This window comes from Janibacter cremeus, assembly GCF_029395675.1.
Classification (GTDB): Bacteria; Actinomycetota; Actinomycetes; order Actinomycetales; family Dermatophilaceae; genus Janibacter; species Janibacter cremeus_A.
Genome location: NZ_CP115184.1, coordinates 36,672 through 52,366 on the forward strand (window position 1 = coordinate 36,672; position 15,695 = coordinate 52,366).

Annotated in this window: 16 protein-coding genes and 1 tRNA gene; 11 read left to right on the forward strand and 6 right to left on the reverse strand. The window is 70.9% G+C overall.

The window, feature by feature from the left end; genetic code table 11:
* Positions 1–28: 28 nt before the first annotated feature.
* Both O9K63_RS00160 and O9K63_RS00165 read left to right on the forward strand, forming a co-directional pair.
* Positions 29–105 (forward strand) — tRNA-Met (locus O9K63_RS00160).
* Positions 106–214: 109 nt separating this feature from the next.
* On the forward strand, positions 215–946 hold the full coding sequence (locus O9K63_RS00165) for a haloacid dehalogenase type II (RefSeq protein WP_277239662.1): 732 nt from the start codon (positions 215–217) through the stop codon (positions 944–946).
* A 77-nt stretch (positions 947–1,023) separates the two neighbouring features.
* Here O9K63_RS00165 and O9K63_RS00170 read toward each other — a convergent pair whose 3' ends face one another.
* Positions 1,024–1,566, reverse strand: a complete 543-nt coding sequence (locus O9K63_RS00170) for a carboxymuconolactone decarboxylase family protein (protein WP_277239665.1) — start codon at positions 1,564–1,566, stop codon at positions 1,024–1,026.
* A gap of 133 nt (positions 1,567–1,699) precedes the next feature.
* Here O9K63_RS00170 and O9K63_RS00175 point away from each other — a divergent pair, with 133 nt between their 5' ends.
* Positions 1,700–2,407, forward strand: a complete 708-nt coding sequence (locus O9K63_RS00175; RefSeq protein WP_277239667.1) for a Crp/Fnr family transcriptional regulator — start codon at positions 1,700–1,702, stop codon at positions 2,405–2,407.
* A 64-nt stretch (positions 2,408–2,471) separates the two neighbouring features.
* Complete coding sequence (locus O9K63_RS00180) at positions 2,472–3,482, forward strand: NAD(P)-dependent alcohol dehydrogenase (RefSeq protein WP_277239669.1); 1,011 nt, start codon at positions 2,472–2,474, stop codon at positions 3,480–3,482.
* Between the two features lie 12 nt (positions 3,483–3,494).
* Here the strand turns inward: O9K63_RS00180 and O9K63_RS00185 are convergent, their stop codons facing one another.
* Positions 3,495–4,913 (reverse strand): DUF4389 domain-containing protein, encoded by a 1,419-nt coding sequence (locus O9K63_RS00185; protein ID WP_277239671.1) that lies wholly within the window; start codon positions 4,911–4,913, stop codon positions 3,495–3,497.
* Between the two features lie 173 nt (positions 4,914–5,086).
* Between O9K63_RS00185 and O9K63_RS00190 the strand changes: the two genes are divergently transcribed.
* The 3 genes from O9K63_RS00190 to O9K63_RS00200 all read left to right on the forward strand — a co-directional run bounded on the left by O9K63_RS00190 (position 5,087) and on the right by O9K63_RS00200 (position 7,753).
* Positions 5,087–6,232, forward strand: a complete 1,146-nt coding sequence (locus tag O9K63_RS00190; protein ID WP_277239673.1) for a sensor histidine kinase — start codon at positions 5,087–5,089, stop codon at positions 6,230–6,232.
* On the forward strand, positions 6,229–6,885 hold the full coding sequence (locus O9K63_RS00195; protein WP_277239675.1) for a response regulator: 657 nt from the start codon (positions 6,229–6,231) through the stop codon (positions 6,883–6,885). Before O9K63_RS00190 ends, O9K63_RS00195 begins: the two co-directional genes overlap by 4 nt.
* Positions 6,886–7,042: 157 nt before the next feature.
* The gene (locus O9K63_RS00200) at positions 7,043–7,753 is read left to right on the forward strand and encodes a DUF4389 domain-containing protein (protein WP_346771032.1); all 711 of its coding nucleotides are present in this window, start codon (positions 7,043–7,045) and stop codon (positions 7,751–7,753) included.
* Positions 7,754–7,789: 36 nt separating this feature from the next.
* Here O9K63_RS00200 and O9K63_RS00205 read toward each other — a convergent pair whose 3' ends face one another.
* The 3 genes from O9K63_RS00205 to O9K63_RS00215 are packed head-to-tail and all read right to left on the reverse strand — an operon-like array spanning position 7,790 to position 10,322.
* Positions 7,790–8,563 (reverse strand): hypothetical protein, encoded by a 774-nt coding sequence (locus O9K63_RS00205; RefSeq protein WP_277239677.1) that lies wholly within the window; start codon positions 8,561–8,563, stop codon positions 7,790–7,792.
* 32 nt (positions 8,564–8,595) lie between these two features.
* Positions 8,596–9,426: an ABC transporter permease subunit gene (locus O9K63_RS00210; RefSeq protein WP_277239679.1), complete on the reverse strand. Its 831-nt coding sequence runs from the start codon at positions 9,424–9,426 to the stop codon at positions 8,596–8,598.
* Positions 9,423–10,322 (reverse strand): ABC transporter ATP-binding protein, encoded by a 900-nt coding sequence (locus O9K63_RS00215; protein WP_277239681.1) that lies wholly within the window; start codon positions 10,320–10,322, stop codon positions 9,423–9,425. Before O9K63_RS00215 ends, O9K63_RS00210 begins: the two co-directional genes overlap by 4 nt.
* 164 nt (positions 10,323–10,486) lie before the next feature.
* On the opposite strand from O9K63_RS00215, the gene O9K63_RS00220 reads away from it, so the two are divergent.
* Together O9K63_RS00220 and O9K63_RS00225 are read left to right on the forward strand one after the other, a co-directional pair.
* The gene (locus tag O9K63_RS00220) at positions 10,487–11,452 is read left to right on the forward strand and encodes an NAD(P)-dependent alcohol dehydrogenase (protein ID WP_277239683.1); all 966 of its coding nucleotides are present in this window, start codon (positions 10,487–10,489) and stop codon (positions 11,450–11,452) included.
* Between the two features lie 96 nt (positions 11,453–11,548).
* Positions 11,549–13,036 carry a hypothetical protein gene (locus tag O9K63_RS00225; RefSeq protein WP_277239685.1) on the forward strand — a complete coding sequence of 496 codons (1,488 nt, stop codon included), beginning with the start codon at positions 11,549–11,551 and terminating at the stop codon, positions 13,034–13,036.
* A 13-nt stretch (positions 13,037–13,049) separates the two neighbouring features.
* Here O9K63_RS00225 and O9K63_RS00230 read toward each other — a convergent pair whose 3' ends face one another.
* Positions 13,050–13,643 carry a CGNR zinc finger domain-containing protein gene (locus tag O9K63_RS00230; RefSeq protein ID WP_277239688.1) on the reverse strand — a complete coding sequence of 198 codons (594 nt, stop codon included), beginning with the start codon at positions 13,641–13,643 and terminating at the stop codon, positions 13,050–13,052.
* A gap of 99 nt (positions 13,644–13,742) precedes the next feature.
* Here O9K63_RS00230 and O9K63_RS00235 point away from each other — a divergent pair, with 99 nt between their 5' ends.
* Together O9K63_RS00235 and O9K63_RS00240 are read left to right on the forward strand one after the other, a co-directional pair.
* On the forward strand, positions 13,743–14,807 hold the full coding sequence (locus tag O9K63_RS00235; protein WP_277239690.1) for an LLM class flavin-dependent oxidoreductase: 1,065 nt from the start codon (positions 13,743–13,745) through the stop codon (positions 14,805–14,807).
* Between the two features lie 38 nt (positions 14,808–14,845).
* On the forward strand, positions 14,846–15,481 hold the full coding sequence (locus O9K63_RS00240) for an isochorismatase family protein (protein WP_277239692.1): 636 nt from the start codon (positions 14,846–14,848) through the stop codon (positions 15,479–15,481).
* Positions 15,482–15,695: the final 214 nt, after the last annotated feature.

Genomic DNA, 15,695 nt, shown 5'->3' on the forward strand with positions numbered 1-15,695 from the left:
CGGTCACGTAGAGTTGCAACTGCAACGACGCGGGGTGGAGCAGTTCGGTAGCTCGCCGGGCTCATAACCCGGAGGTCGCAGGTTCAAATCCTGCCCCCGCTACCAGGTTCAGGCCCGGGATTCAGTGCGAATCCCGGGCCTGAAGCATGTGCGGGGCCGCGCCCCCGTGCCGCGGGGCGAGCGGAGCGACGAGGCCGGGTCTACGGTGAAGTCCATGACGACCCACCGCGCCGACCCTGTTCCCCGGAGTGCGGACCACCCCGTGAGTCCGGACGGCCCCCGACGGCCGGCCCTCCTGGTCTTCGACGTCAACGAGACGCTCTCGGACATGTCGTCGATGGGTCAGCAGTTCGAGGACGTCGGTGCACCGGCCCACCTGGCGAAGGCCTGGTTCGCGGGAGTGCTCCGCGACGGCTTCGCACTGACCGCTGTCGGTGCCAGCGAGCCCTTCGCCCAGATCGCGGCGGAGTCCCTGCGCGGCCATCTGCACGGGTTACCGCTCAACCGCGGCACGGAGGAGGCGGTTGAGCACGTCATGGCCGGGTTCACCGAGCTCCCGGTCCACGCGGACGTCCCGGCCGGTGTCCGGACCTTGACGGATCTCGGGATCCGACTGGTGACGCTGAGCAACGGGTCCGCGTCCGTCGCCGAGGCACTGTTCGACCGGGCCGGGATCCGCACCCACTTCGATGCCCTCCTGTCCGTCGAGCAGGCGGGCGTCTGGAAGCCGGACAGGGGCGCGTACGCCTACGCCCTCGAGCGGTGCGACGTCGACCCGATGGACGCCATGCTGGTCGCCGTGCACCCCTGGGACATCGACGGCGCCGCGCGAGCAGGACTCGCCACTGCCTGGATCAACCGCGAGGGCGGCGTCTACCCCGGGTACTTCCGCTCCCCGGACCTGCATGCACGGTCGCTGACCGAGCTGGCCGAGCAGCTCACGTGACATGCGCTCCGGGGAGGAGCGACGGGGCACCGGGCCGCCGAACCGAGGACTCGCGACCTCGGCTCGGCGGCTCGCGATCAGAGCGCGGGTGCGGCCGGGAGGTCGAGGTCCGTCTGCACGAAGTGGTTGAAGTAGTTCGTGAACAGGTTCAGCGTGACGTGCACGGACAGCTCGGTGAGCTGCTCATCGCTCCACCCGGAGTCGAGCGCCGTCTGCCAGGTCGCATCGCGGACCGAGCCCACGTCCGCGGTGTACTCGCGCGCCAGCTCCAGCAGCGCAGCGAGCGTCGGGTCGAAGTCCACGGCACCTGCGCGGATCGCCACCATCTCGTCGTCGGAGAGTCCGGCAGCCCTGCCCCCGCCGGTGTGCGCGGCCTGGCAGTAGGAGCAGTCGTCGACATTGCCGACCGCGAGTGCAATGGCCTCGCGGGTGCGTCCGTCGAACGATCCGTGGTCGGCGATGACCTCTTGCAGGGCGACGTACGACTGGAGCGCGACCGGGGAGTGCGCCATCTCGCCGTGGATGTTCAGGACCTTGCCGAACTTCACATCCAGGGCCTTCAGTGCGTCCCGGCTGTCCTCCGGGGCGGTCTCGAGCGTGTGGACGGGGATGCGGGGCATGGGAGCCTCCTGTGCGTAGCGGTTTCTTCCTGTCACCGCCCACAACGGCCCCCGCGTGGGGGAGCGTCCTCGAATGTCACCGGGGAGACACTCTTGGCTCCGAACAGGGACACGGATCCAGGAAGGGCCACCGATGCGCAACCGTGAGCATCCGTCCGCCGAGTTCCGCGAGGCGCTGTGGATCTCGCGGTGCGTGGGACACGCCGAGACGACCCCGCTGCGGCCGGAGGACGTCGAGGGCCTGGCGAGCTTCCTCCACGTCCGCAGCCTGGCGGCCGGCGAACCGCTGGTGCGAGCCGGGGACGAGCCCACGGACGTCTACATCGTCCGTGACGGCTGCCTGGAGCTGGCGGTCCGCAGCGCCGGGCGACGCATCGTCATCCAGATCCTGCGCCCCGGCGACATCGACGGCGACATCCAGATGCTGCTCGGCAAGGCGATGCCGTACGAGACACGGGCCCAGACCGACACCACCTGCCTGATGCTGGAACGGGAGGCGTTCGAGCGGCTCCTCGCCACCCACCCCCAGCTGTCACGACGGTGGCTGACGAGCGTGTCGGAACGCCTGGCCCGCTCCCACTCCCGCTTGACCAACCTGCTCGGGCAACCGCTGGACGTCCAGGTCGCCCAGCTGCTCCTCGAGGAGCGCGTCGACGACGTCGTCGTGCTGACCCAGACGACGGTGGCGGCGTTGCTCGGCGTGCGCCGGCCCTCGATCAATCGCGTCCTCAAGCGCTTCGCGCGGGACGGCATGGTGGAGGTCAGCTACGGCAGGGTGCGGGTCCTCGACGCTCTCGCCCTGGCCAAGCACACGGCACCCTCGGATACGGGGACCGCGTGAATGAGGCCTCGGTGGCTCCGGCTGTTCGTCGTCTGCGCGCACGCCCGTCCACTAGCGTCCGACCATGAGAGCGATCGTCCAGGACGGCTACGGATCCATCGATCACCTCAGCCTCGGCGAGGTCCCCCCGCCGGTGCCGGCCGAGGACGAGGTGTTGGTCCGGGTCCGGGCAGCGTCCGTGCATCCGGATGTGTGGCACGTCATGGCCGGCCGGCCGGTGGTGCTGCGCCTCATGGGCTCCGGGGTCAGGGGCCCGCGCGAACGAGTGCCCGGGACCGACGTCGCGGGGGTGGTGGAGTCCGTCGGCAGCGCGGTCACCAGGTTCACGCCGGGTGACGAGGTTTTCGGGGAGACCATCCGCGGCATCCAGTGGAGCAACGGCGGTGCATTCGCCGAGTACGCCACCGCCCCTGAGGACGGACTGGCTCCCAAGCCTCCCCGCGTCAGCTTCGAGGAGGCAGCGGCAGTGCCGACCGCGGGGCTCATCGCTTTGAAGAACCTGCCGCCACACCGAGTGCCCTCCGGTGCGCGAGTCCTGGTCAATGGTGCCGCAGGAGGCGTCGGCTCGATCGCCGTGCAACTCGCCAAGGCCTACGGCGCGCAGGTCACCGGTGTCGACCACGCGAGCAAGCTGGCACTGGTGCAGTCCCTGGGCGCAGACCAAGTCATCGACTACACCGTGGAGGACTTCACCCGCACCGGTGAGCAGTGGGACCTCATCTTCGACGTGCCCGGCAACCACTCCTTCGGTGCCATACGCCGTGCACTGCGACCGCAGGGGAAATACGTCCTGATAGGGCACGATGCATTTGGCGCGACCGGGCACCACTGGCTCGGCAGCATCCCGCGCATGCTGGGACTCATGGCGCGCTCGGCCGTGTCCCCTCAGCTGCGCGGCGGGTCCTTTGCATCACCAGAGAAGCGGCAGCTGCTGGCCATGCTGGCGGAACTCATGGAATCGGGACAGCTGCGCACAGTGGTCGACTCGACGTATCCCTTGGAGCAGGTGCGAGAGGCGATGCGCCACCTCATGTCCGGCCAGGCGCTGGGACGGGTCATTGTCCGCATCGACTGAGACACCCACCGGTCAGTCCACGTCACCGACGACCGCGGGACTCTCCGCCGGGCCCTGGTCCAGCCGGAACGGCGGGTAGGTGTCGGTCATCAGGGCGACGTACGCGATCACCCGGTAGACCCACCGGTTCAGGCCGACCAGCAGGTCGAACAACGGGGCCGGGTAGCGGCCGGTGAAGAGCAGCAGCAGCCCGGCCGCCAACGTCAGCGCGCCGACCAGGCCGCCGACGGCGACGTGAAAGCCGTCCGCGTCACCGAACTGCCACGTGCCCGCGAGCACGGACAGCACGATCAGGTGCGGCAGGGCCAGCAGCCACGACTTGACCAGCACCAGACCGCGCGAGAGCCGCTCGGGGTAGGCGACGTCGAGGTCGGCCGGGTAGTCGGTGTGGCCGAGGGTGAACGGCGGGTAGCGGTCGGTGCCGATCGCAGCCGTCGCGTAGAACTGCACCCGCCAGCTCCACCGCAGGATGCCGACGTTGAGGTCGAAGAGGCCGCGCGGGTAGCGACCGGTGACGAGGATGGCGAGGAACGCCACCACGGTGAGCACCAGGAAGACCAGCCACAGGAGCGCGAGCACGACGAAGTGCGGGATCGCCAGGAACCACTTGACGAGCCAGAGCACACGGTTCAGCTGCGGGTCCTTCGCGCCGACCAGGGCCACGGGGGTGTCGGACCGGACGGCCAAGGGAGGTTGACCGAGCGCGGACCGGCGGGCGTCCCGCGGTCCCGGCGCCGAGGCGCCGTACACGACGAGCAGTGCGCCGCCGAGGACCAGGGCGCCGCCGAGCAGGCCGAGACCCCACGCCAGGGGTGCGAGCCAATCGAGGCGTCCGCCCGCGGACAGGTCGACTGTGACTCCCGGGGAGCCGTCGACGTTCATCACCACGGCGGTGTAGGTGCCGGGCTCGACGTCCCAGGTCAGCGTCTGGGTGTCGGGGCCGCTGCTCTGCGCGGTCCAGAAGCCCTGGTCCGTGGGGGCCTCGCTCAGGTCGCCGCCGGTGCCACGGCGGGTCAGCGAGTAGTCGAACGGGTCGGTGCGCAGGTCGCTGACCTCGTCGTACGACGCACCGTCCAGATAGTCCGCGACGTCGGTGCTCGGTGCGATCCCGATGAAGACGGCCGAGGCGTCCGCGGACCGAGCGCTCAGCCGCACGGTGGCGAGGTCACGGTCGGCCCACCCGTCGTCGGGGTCGGGGTCGCCGAAGTCCACGACCTCGCTGGAGAGGGCCACCGTCTCGGTGGTGAGCTGCTCGGGCGGGGTGCTGAAGAACCCGTCGTCGGCGCGCTGGGTGGCCATCGCCCAGCCGAGGCCGAGGCCGCCGAGCAGTAGCGGGAAGCCCGCGAGCGCGACCAGGATGCCGATGACGAGGGGGACCGGGCGGCTCCTGCGTGAACTGGTGCGGTCTGGATGTGGGGTGTAGGTGCCCATGGGAGCCTCCTGTGCCGTTCTGCACCGGGTGCGCAGGACCAGGACTCCACCGTGACGGCTCTCGTGGTCGTCAGACATCGGCCGTGAGGCTCCGAGCCGCTCGTGCCTTCGGCCGGGGGCAGGTCAGACTTTCGGCCGGTCCCTGGGCGGCGTTCCATCCGTACGCTGAGGGGGTGAGCACTCCACTGCGGTCGCTGCTGGAGGAACCCAGGCCCCCGGCCCCACCGGTTCGGGTGTGGCGGGACTGGGTGCTGCTCGCGGTCGTGACCGTCTCCGCGGTGTGCGAGGCGCTCCTGCGGGAGGACCTGCCACTGCCGGCGCTGTCGGTGGCGCTGACCCTCGTCCTGGCGCCCTTGGTGCTGTGGCGGCGTACCCACCCGTTCGCGGTGGTCGCGGCCGCCTTCGGCGCGACCCTCGTGGTTGACATCGGGCTGATGGCGGCAGACGCGCCAGCCCTCGAGATGTACACCATGGTCTACCTCCTGGTGTTCCCCTACTCCCTCTTCCGGTGGGGCTCCGGGCGTGAGGCGGTGGCGGGCCTGGCGATCATCCTGGTCGCGGCGACCCGCGCGATCGTCGTCGACTGGGCCGGGGTGGCCGACGCGATCGGCGGGGTCGCTGTGCTGATGTCCGCCTTCGCCCTGGGCTGGGCCGTGCGTTCCCAGCACGGCGCCAGGGAGCGAAGGACCGAGCAGGTGAAGTCGCAGGAGCGGGTCCTGTTGGCGCGCGAGCTGCACGACACGGTGGCCCACCACGTCTCTGCCATCGCCGTCCAGGCACAGGCAGGGCGCGCCCTCGCGGCCACCAGCCCGTCGTCGCCGCTGAAGGCACTGGAGGTGATCGAGATGGAGGCAACGCGCACGCTTGCGGAGATGCGGGCGATGGTCCGTGTGCTGCGCAGCGAGGCACCCGTCGACTACGCCCCGCAACCCGGTGTGGCCGACCTCGAGCAGCTGTCCGGGGCCTCGCCTGCCGGGCCGCGGGTGGAGGTCACGGTCTCCGGTGACCTTGCCGCCCTCCCTGCGGCGATCGACGCCGCCGTGTTCCGGATCGCCCAGGAGGCGGTCACCAACGCACTGCGGCATGCCCGCAACGCCACCCTGGTGGACGTGCACGTCGCCGGTGACCAGTCGACGGTCAGCCTCGTCGTCCGCGACGACGGTGATCCGGCCCCGGCAGACCCCGCCCACGAAGTGGGGTTCGGGCTCACCGGGATGGTGGAACGTGCACTGCTCCTGGGTGGCGCGTGCCGGGCAGGTCCCTGCCCCGGTCGCGGTTGGGCCGTCAGCGCGACACTGCCGCGGCAGGTGCCGGCGTGAGCATCCGGGTGCTGGTTGCCGACGACCAGGATCTCGTGCGAACCGGACTGCGGCTGATCCTCGGCACCCTGGACGGCATCGAGGTCGTGGGGGAGGCGCGCAACGGGCACGAGGTGGTGCGGCTGGCTCGCGAGCTGCGCCCCGACGTGTGCCTGATGGACATCCGGATGCCCGTCCTCGACGGGGTCGAGGCGACCCGCCTGCTGGCCGGACCGGGCGTCGAGGACCCGGTCGCAGTCGTCGTGATCACCACCTTCGACCTCGATGAGTACGTGCACGGTGCGCTCCTGGCCGGCGCCACCGGCTTCCTGCTCAAGGACGCCGGACCCGAGCTGCTCGGCGAGGCGATCCGGGCGGCCACCCGAGGTGACTCACTCATCTCGCCCAGCATCACCCGCCGGCTGCTGTCGACCTTCGCGGGCACGGGTCGGGCAGCGCCCCCCGCCCAGCCCCTCGACGCGCTCACCGAGCGCGAGGAGCAGGTGCTGCTCACCATCGCGCGGGGCCGTACCAACGCAGAGATCGCTGCCGAGCTGCACATCAGCCTCAGCACCGTGAAGACCCACATCGGCAGCCTCATGGCCAAGCTCGGCGCCCGGAACCGGGTGGAGGTCGCGATGTGGGGGTACGAGACCGGCCGGGTCCGGGAGTAGCGGCCGGCCAGCTCCGCCCGGGACGAAGGCCGGAGGAGGCGAACGCCCCCGTTGAGTCCGGCGGCGCCATTGACCTTGCCACTGGTCGGGAGGAGAGTCGAGGGAGGACGACCTGCGCGACGATCGCGTTCGCCATCCTGGCTTGGAGGCGAACATCATGAGCCTGTCGACCTATCCGGTGCGTGTGGACGCGCACCTCGATCCAGGACTGAACCGCTGGTTGTGGCTGGTCAAGTGGGTGCTCGTCTTACCGCACTACGTGGTCCTGGTCTTTCTCTGGATCGCCTTCGTGGCGTGCAGCGTGGCAGCCTTTTTCGCGATCCTGTTCACCGGCCGCTATCCGCGCCCGATCTTCGACTTCAATGTCGGAGTGATGCGCTGGAGCTGGCGAGTGAGCTATTACGCCTACGGTGCGCTGGGCACCGATCGGTATCCGCCCTTCACGCTGGCGGAGGTGCCGGACTACCCGGCCCACCTCGAGGTGGACTATCCGGAGCATCTCAAACGTGGTCTGGTGCTGGTGAAGTGGTGGCTGTTGGCAATCCCGCACTACCTCGTCATCGCCTTCTTCGCCGGTGGCGGGGTGTATCTCGTCAATGAGGCGACGACAAGCGACCAGAGTTACTGGAACTGGGGCAGCGGACTCATCGGTCTGTTGGTGCTCTTCGCGGCGGTGGTGCTCCTGTTCACCGGCCGGTATCCCCAGTCGATCTACGACCTCGTGCTCGGCATGAACCGGTGGGTTCTGCGGGTCGCCGCGTACGCGGGCCTCATGACCGACCAGTACCCGCCATTCCGCTTGGATCAGGGCGGTGACGACCCCCGTGGGGCGAGGTTGGCCGTGCCGCCCCCGAGCCAGCAGCAGTAGGAGGGGATCCACTTCGAGGCGAGCACCGCCCACTCCTCACCGGTGTTCGTGGTGTGGAGCGACGTCAGCCCTTCCACGGATGAGCCGTAGGCCGGTGACACCGAGCCAGACGAGCCACGCGGCCAAGCCCGCAACCCCGGCGAACACCAGTGGCGAGCCATCCGCGATGGCGAGGTTTCCGGCGCCAGCGAGAATGAGCACGCTGCCGCCCGCCACGCCGAGCAGCCGCTGCCACGGCCGTGTCAACCCGCTGGCGTGGGTGGCCAGCGACGCACCGATGAAGGTCGCCCCGAGCGCGGGCAGCGCGAGCGCGAAGAGCGCGGCGTGGAGCTGCCAGACCAGCTCGAAGACGGGGGTTGGCTCGGCCAGGCCCTCCGCGGCGAGCACGACCGCGATGTGCGTGGCTATGACGAGAGCGAATATCGCAGAGAACGTCGCTCCGGCTGCCACCGTGAGCCGCGACCAGTCCGCCCCTGCGGCGCCGCGGCGCTGCACCAGCCCCTGCAGTCCAGTGACGAACAGCAGGAGCAGGGGCATGTTCAGGGCCTCCAGACCCGCGGCGACGGACACGGCCCCCCGGTTCGCGGCGTGGTAGGCGAGGACCTCACCAAGAGGATCGCCGTAGGCGGGCGCGGCAGTGCCGTCGCCAAGGCCGAGGAGCTGGGCTGCAGAACCGTCGAACATCGCGTTCTGAAGGATCACTGACGCGGCGTAGGCAACCGCGAGGCCGCCGACCAGTCGCGTCGTGGACACCCGGTCCAGGACCTGCCGGTCCTCCAGCGCGGTGCGCTCTGCCTTCTGGGTTCTCACGTCGCTACTCCTTCGTCTCATTCGTTGTGTGGTTACTTGACCTCGGAGCGGCGCATGAACAGCAACCCGACGACGAGCGGGACGACGATCCAGATCGTCGTGGTCGAGGCGAGCATCGCCCACTCCTCCCCGGTGTCCATGGCGCCCTCGAGGAGCGCCACCTGCGTCTCGTTCCAGTCGACCCACGGCTGCAGGTCCTCGAACCACGAGCGCACCTGGGCCAGGAGGAGCAGGACGCCCGGCAGGACCAGTGAGACGACGAAGTAGCCCACGATCGCGGCCGCGGAGTTGCGCAGCAGGACACCGAGGGTGAAGCCGATGGCCATGCCGATCAGGTTGAAGAGCACCATCTGGGACGCCATGACCATGGAGATGTCCCACACCGTGTCGACGCCGGCGAGTGCGGAACCGGCCACGTTGCCGAGGGCGCCCACGGCGAAGGCGAGGGCCACGGAGACCAGTCCCACCAGGAGGGTCGCGATCGACTTGGCGCCGATGACCCGTCCGCGACTCGGCACGAGCGTGAACGTCGTGAGCCCGCTGCGCTGGCTCCACTCATTCGTGACGGCCAGGATCGCGAGCATCGGCAGGATCAACGACATCGGGAACCCGCTCGCCCTCGCGAAGCTCTCGTAGGTGACGTCGCTGTCCGGAGCGAAGATGACGACCGACCCGGCCGCGATGGGCGTCAGGACGCCGATGCTGACGAGCATCCAGAATCCTGAGCGGGTGTTGAACATCTTGCGCAGCTCGACCAAGACGAGGCGGGCGGTCGGGATGGGATGGGTGGTCCGGCGGACCGGCGCAGCCTGCGTGGGGGTGGTCGTGGTGGTCGTGGTTGGCGGGACGATCGTGGTGGTCATGACAAAACTCCTTCGCGTTGGGTGTCGGCAGTGAGCGACAAGAACATCTCTTCGAGTCCCGCGCCCTCGGCGGACCGGAGCTCGGTGAGGGTGATGCCGGCGGTCAGGGCCACGGCCCCGACCCGAGCGGGATCGGCATCCGTGCGGACCGAGCCGTCCCCGGCGAGCGTGCTGGGGATCCCGGCCTGCTCGAGTGCGTGCGCGAGGTCGCGCGGTGACGGCGAGCGGGCCAGCGTCCCTGCCGCGGCGAGGAGCTCCTCCTTGGTGCCGGACGCGACGATCCTGCCGTTGCCGATCACGACCAGGTCATCGGCGATGACCTCGATCTCGTGGAGCAGGTGTGAGGACAGCAGCACCGTGCCGCCCCGGCCGGCGAATCCCGTCAGCAGGTCGCGCATCCACCGGATCCCCGCGGGGTCGAGCCCGTTGGCGGGCTCGTCGAGGATCAGCACCCTCGGGTCTCCGAGGAGAGCCGTGGCGATACCGAGTCGTTGACGCATGCCGAGCGAGTAGTTGCGCAGCCGGCGCTTGGCCTCGGTGGGCGTCAGGCTCACCAGCTCGAGCATCTCGTCGACGCGAGAGCGGGGCAGGCCCATCGTGGCGGCGGCGACCGCGAGGATCTCGCGGCCGGTGCGACCGGCGTGCTGCGCCGAGGCGTCCAGCAGGACGCCCACCTCGAGGCCGGGGTTGGGGAGGTCGGCGAACCGCACTCCGTTGATGGTCGCGGACCCGGAGGTCGGGACGGTCAGGCCGACCATCACTCGCATCGTGGTGGACTTCCCGGCGCCGTTCGGGCCGAGGAAACCGGTCACGCGGCCGGGCCGGGCGGTGAAGGAGACGTTGTCGACGGCGGTGAAGTCGGCGTAGCGGCGGGTCAGGTACTCAACGGTGATCATGGACTCAACCCTCGCGGCATCGCGTCGTGCGCGTATCGGCTCGAGGGCCCGTCTTGTCCTGGCCGAAAGTACGGGCCGGGACCGGGCGTTGGGCCGATCCCGGGACCGTGAGGCAGCCCTACGATTGCGACAGTGACCGGCGTCGGTCGCAGACAGGGGTCCCGATGCGAGCTGTCATCCAGGACAGGTACGGCCGACCGGACGTGCTCCGGTTGGGCGAGCTCCCGGAGCCCGCCCCCGCTGCCGACGAGATCCTGCTGCGAGTGCGTGCGGTCTCCTTGAACGGCTCGGACCGGGAGAACCTGGTGGGAAGTCCGGCGTACGCGCGATGGACCAACGGACTGCGCCGACCGCGGGACCCGGTGCCTGGGTCCGACGTCGCGGGCGTCGTTGCCGCGGTCGGCAGGGCGGTCACGGAGTACGCCGTGGGGGACGAGCTGTTCGGCGAGCTGGCCGGATACCGGGGTGGGCTTGCCGACTTCGTCTGCGCACGACCCACGCTGTTGGCCCGGAAGCCCGCGGGGCTCTCGTTCGTGGAGGCCTCGACGATCCCGCAGGCGGGCGGCATCGCGCGCAGGGCGACCGCTGACGTCCGGTCGGGTGATCGGGTTCTGGTCAACGGCGCGGGCGGCGCCGGCGGTGTGTTCGTCGTCGCACTGGCCAAGCACTCCGGGGCGGAGGTGACGGCGGTCGACAGGGCCGACAAGGGTGACTTCCTGCGCGAGATCGGGGCCGACCGAACGATCGACTTCGCCACTGAGGACTGGGCCGACGCGCACGACCGCTTCGACCTGATCGTGGATCTCGTGGCCCATCGCTCGCCGCTCCGCGTGCACCGCCCCCTGCGGCGCGGTGGGAGGTACGCGGCGGTGGGCGGCCCCGCCAGGATCCTGCTGGGCACCGCGGTCGCCGGACCGCTCGTGGGGCGTGCCACCGGGAAGAGAGTCGGCGTGCTGGTCGTCCCCCAGTCGCGGGCCGAGCTCGAGGCGGTGACCGCCCTCGTCGTCCAGGGCGCCGTCACGCCGCGGATCGACCGCGTGTACTCACTCCGCGATGCACCCGCAGCCTTCGACCGACTCGCGGCGGGCGAAAGCCGCGGCAAGCTCGTGGTGGACGTGTCCGAAGGCTGACGGCCGGGGCCGGTACGACGGTCTACCGCCAGGTCACATCCGCCACGCCGAGCGCACCTGATGTGGTCACCCGCGACGGCCCCTGATACTCGGGGGATGCGATCTCGTCGATCAGGGGCGCCGACGGCCGCCACGGCCGCGGCGAGCGTCCTCGTGCTGAGTGGGCTCACGGCCTGCTCGAGCGAGCGTGCGGCAGTGGACTTCGCCGATGCGGTGGCCGAGCCGATCGTGGCCGCCGCTGGTGCGTCCGCGGCCTCGGTCGCCTCGAGCCGAGCCGCCTTCGCCGCCTCCGACGTCGTCTTCCTCGCCACTGGCGACTCCGTCGACCAGCTGGCCGACAACAGCCGGGAGGCGCACCTGCCGCTCCTGGTGGCCGGCCACGACGACGTCGCGGCGGAGATCGACCGTCTGGGGGCCGACACCCTCGTCGTCGCCGAGGGCAGCGACGCCCCCGAGGCCCTCACCGACGACCACGCCACCATCGAGGTCGACCCGGACGCGACGACCGAGGCGATGTCCCTCCCTTCGCTCGACACGGACGACGCGCACGCCCCGGTGACGGCCGTGCTCGACCCGACGGCGGACCATGACCGGTCGGCCGCCGTGGTCACGGCCAACGTCCGGGCCGCGGGCGGTCACGCGATCGAGGTGCCGGGCGGGGACCCACGAGCCACCCGGGCGACCGTCCGGGCGACCACTGCGGCCAAGGAGACCTCCTGGGTGGCCGTCGGTGGGTCCTTCGGGACCAGCGAGCAGCTCGCCGCCCGGGTGGAGACCGCCACGTCGGTGCCCCAGCTGCCCGGCGGTGGCCAGACCGTCTTCCCCGGGCGTCGCCTCGTCGGCCTGTACGGGACGCCGGGCACCTCGGAGCTGGGACCGCTCGGGGAGCAGGGCATCGAGGCGAGCATCGAGCGGGCGAAGGGCCTCGCAGGCGACTACGACGACCACAGCGAGGTTCCAGTCCTCCCGGCCTTCGAGATCATCGCGACCGTCGCGGACTCCGAGCCGGGGGCCGACGGGGACCACTCCCGCGAGGTCGATCCCGCCAGCCTCCGCCCCTGGGTCGAGGCCGCCGGCGACGCCGGGGTGTACGTCGTGCTGGACCTGCAGCCGGGCCACTCCGACTTCCTCACCCAGGCGAAGCGGTACGAGGACCTGCTGCGGGAACCGCACGTCGGCCTCGCCCTGGACCCGGAGTGGCGGCTCGAGCCCGGTCAGCGGCACATGGACCAGATCGGGTCGGTGGCCATCGACGAGGTCAATGCGACCGCCGACTGGCTGGCCCGGCTGACGCGCGAGCACTCGCTGCCGCAGAAGACCTTCCTGCTGCACCAGTTCAGCTCGCACATGATCGCCGACCGGGAGCAGCTGGACACCTCGCACGAGGAGCTCGCGACCGTCCTCCACGCCGACGGCCACGGCACGCCCGGCCTGAAGATGGGCACGTGGCGCAGGCTGCAGCAGGACCTGCCCGAGGACGTGTGGATGGGGTGGAAGAACTTCTACGACGAGGACACGCCGACCTTCACGCCCGAGCGGACGTACGACCTCGAGCCGCGGCCGTGGTTCGTCTCGTACCAGTAGGGCGGCACGGATCTCAGGCCGGTGAGCTCGCCCGCTCCTGACGGCGCGCGTACGCCCGGGCCGCGCGCACGCGGTCCCCGCAGCGAGTGGAGCACCACTGCCGACGACCGTGGGTGCGCACGAGGAACCGGTCGCAGGGGGCGGCGGTGCAGAGCGCGATCAGCGGCGCGCGATCACCGGTCAGCAGCTCGGCGGCGTCCTCGGCGATCTGCGCCATCGCGTGCTCGACGACCTGCGTCGCCGGGTGCTCCGGTGAGCGGTGCAGACCGTCGTGCGGGTCGTACCGCAGAAGGGGGGCGCTCGGCACCCGCGTCAGCGCCCGGTTGATCCGGTCCAGCACGCTCGGGTCCGGGGCGCGGTCCTCGACGTGGGCGGTGAAGGCGGCCCGCAGGTCCGTGCGCAGGCCGGCGAGCTTGCCCTGGCAGTAGGTCAGGAGCGCCGCCTCGTCGGGGGCGAGGGAGCGCTCGACGAGCCAGGCGGTCGCCTCGTCGGGGCTGCCCAGCTCGTCGACCCGCTGACCGCCCGGGAGGGTGACCGCACTGTTGACCAGCGCGAGGCTGGCGTGCTCGTCGGCCCCGGGAGCGGGCGGGAGAGGGGTCTGGGCCATGTGTCTCACGGTATCAGTTGCACTATTCCGTGAGGTGCCTGCTACCGTTCATCACGCATAACGTCCTGTACTTCCGTGAGAACCGGAGATTGCCAGCCCATGGCCCCCACCTCGCCCGCCGGCACCGCCCCCTTCGCCCTGTCGGTGCTCGACAACGCCCACACCGGTGTGGGGCAGACCGCCGCCGAGGCATTCGGCGAGATCATCGCGCTCGCCCGGCTTGCCGAGCGGCGCGGATACCGCCGGTTCTGGATGTCCGAGCACCACGCGATGCCCGGTGCGTCGACCTCGTCCCCGCAGCTGATGCTGGCGCGCCTGACCGGCGAGACCGAGCGCATCCGCCTGGGTGCGGGCGGGGTGATGCTGCCCAACCACGCACCCCTCGTCATCGCCGAGCAGTTCGGGATGCTGGAGGCGCTCGCGCCCGGCCGGATCGACCTGGGCCTCGGGCGCGCACCCGGCACCGACCCGGCGACAGCGGCGGCACTGCGTCGCGGAGCGGACGCCAACGACGGGTTCCCGGACCAGGTGGACGAGCTACTCGGCTTCCTGTCCGACGACTTCCCCGAGGGCCACCCGTACCGGCACGTCCACGCCGCGCCCGGTCCGTGGCAGGCCGAGCAGAACCGGGTGGCGCGCCCGGGCATCCCGCAGGCGTGGGTCCTTGGCTCGTCCCCGTACTCGGCGCAGCTCGCGGCCCACCTCGGACGGCCCTACGCCTTCGCGCTGCAGTTCGGCGACGCCGACGTGGACACGGCGATGCGGATCTACCGGGAGCGGTTCCGCCCGTCCGAGCAGCTGCAGGAGCCGTACACCCTGCTCAGCGTCCCGGCCGTCGCCCACGACGACCCGGGAGAGGCCCGCCGCCAGGCGCGCTCGGCGGCGATGGCCATGCTGCGGATGTTCAAGCGGGAGCCCTACGCCGTGCTGCCGCCGGAGGAGGTCGAGGCCTACCCCGCCACCGCGCAAGAGGAGCAGGTCCTCGACGTCTACACCGAGCGCTTCACCAACGGCACCGCCGCCGACGTGGCCGCGGCCCTCGAGCGACTCCACGACCGCACGCAGGTCGACGAGCTGATGCTCGTCGTGATGGGGCACTCGCGCCGGACCCAGGCGCGCACCCTCGAGCTGCTCGCCGACCACTACGGGCTCCCGGACGCCTGACCGGCCCACCACGCACCACCCACCAAGGAGAAGAACACATGAGCGCACCGAAGCGAGCCCTCGTCGTCATCGACGTCCAGCAGGAGTACTTCGACGGCATCCTGCAGATCCAGGCGCCGTCCCCCGAGACGTCCCTGGCCAACATCACCACCGCCCTCGACGTGGCCGCAGAGCAGGACCTGCCGGTCGTCGTCGTGCAGCACCAGGCGCCGGAGGGGTCTCCCGTCTTCGCGGAGGGCAGCCACAGCTGGTCGCTGCACCCCGAGGTCGAGAAGCGGCTGCAGCCGTCGTGGAAGCGCGCCACCAAGGACAAGGCCAGCGTCTTCGCCGGCACCGACGTCGCGCCGTGGCTGGCCGAGCAGGGCGTCGACACGATCACGATCGTCGGCTTCATGACCAACAACTGCGACATCGGCACCGCGGTGGGCGCGGAGGAGCTCGGCCTCTCGGCGGAGATCCTCTCCGACGCCAGCGGCGCCATCCACCTGGCCAACGAGGCCGGCAAGGTCTCCGCCGAGCAGCTGCACGAGACCCTGCTCGTGCTGCTGCACTCCAACTTCGCCGCCGTCGCGAGCACGCAGGACTGGACCGCGGCCGTCGTCGCGGGTGAGGCCCTGCCCAAGAGCGATCTGGGCTCCTCCGCCATGCAGGGGCAGGCGGCCTTCGCCGGCTGAGCACGTGGGGCGAAGGGGGGCGCCCGGGTCGGTCGCGGGCCGGGGTCTCGAGGCTCGGCCGCGGGCGGCCTCGCACCTCGACCATCGCGAACTGCACCTCGGCCGCGGGCGGCCTCGCACCTCGACCGTCGGTGACTCATCGCCGTCGACCGTGTGACTCGAGGAACTCCGGGTGGATTTCCCCCTTCGTCCGAACCTGCGCGACAATGGACGG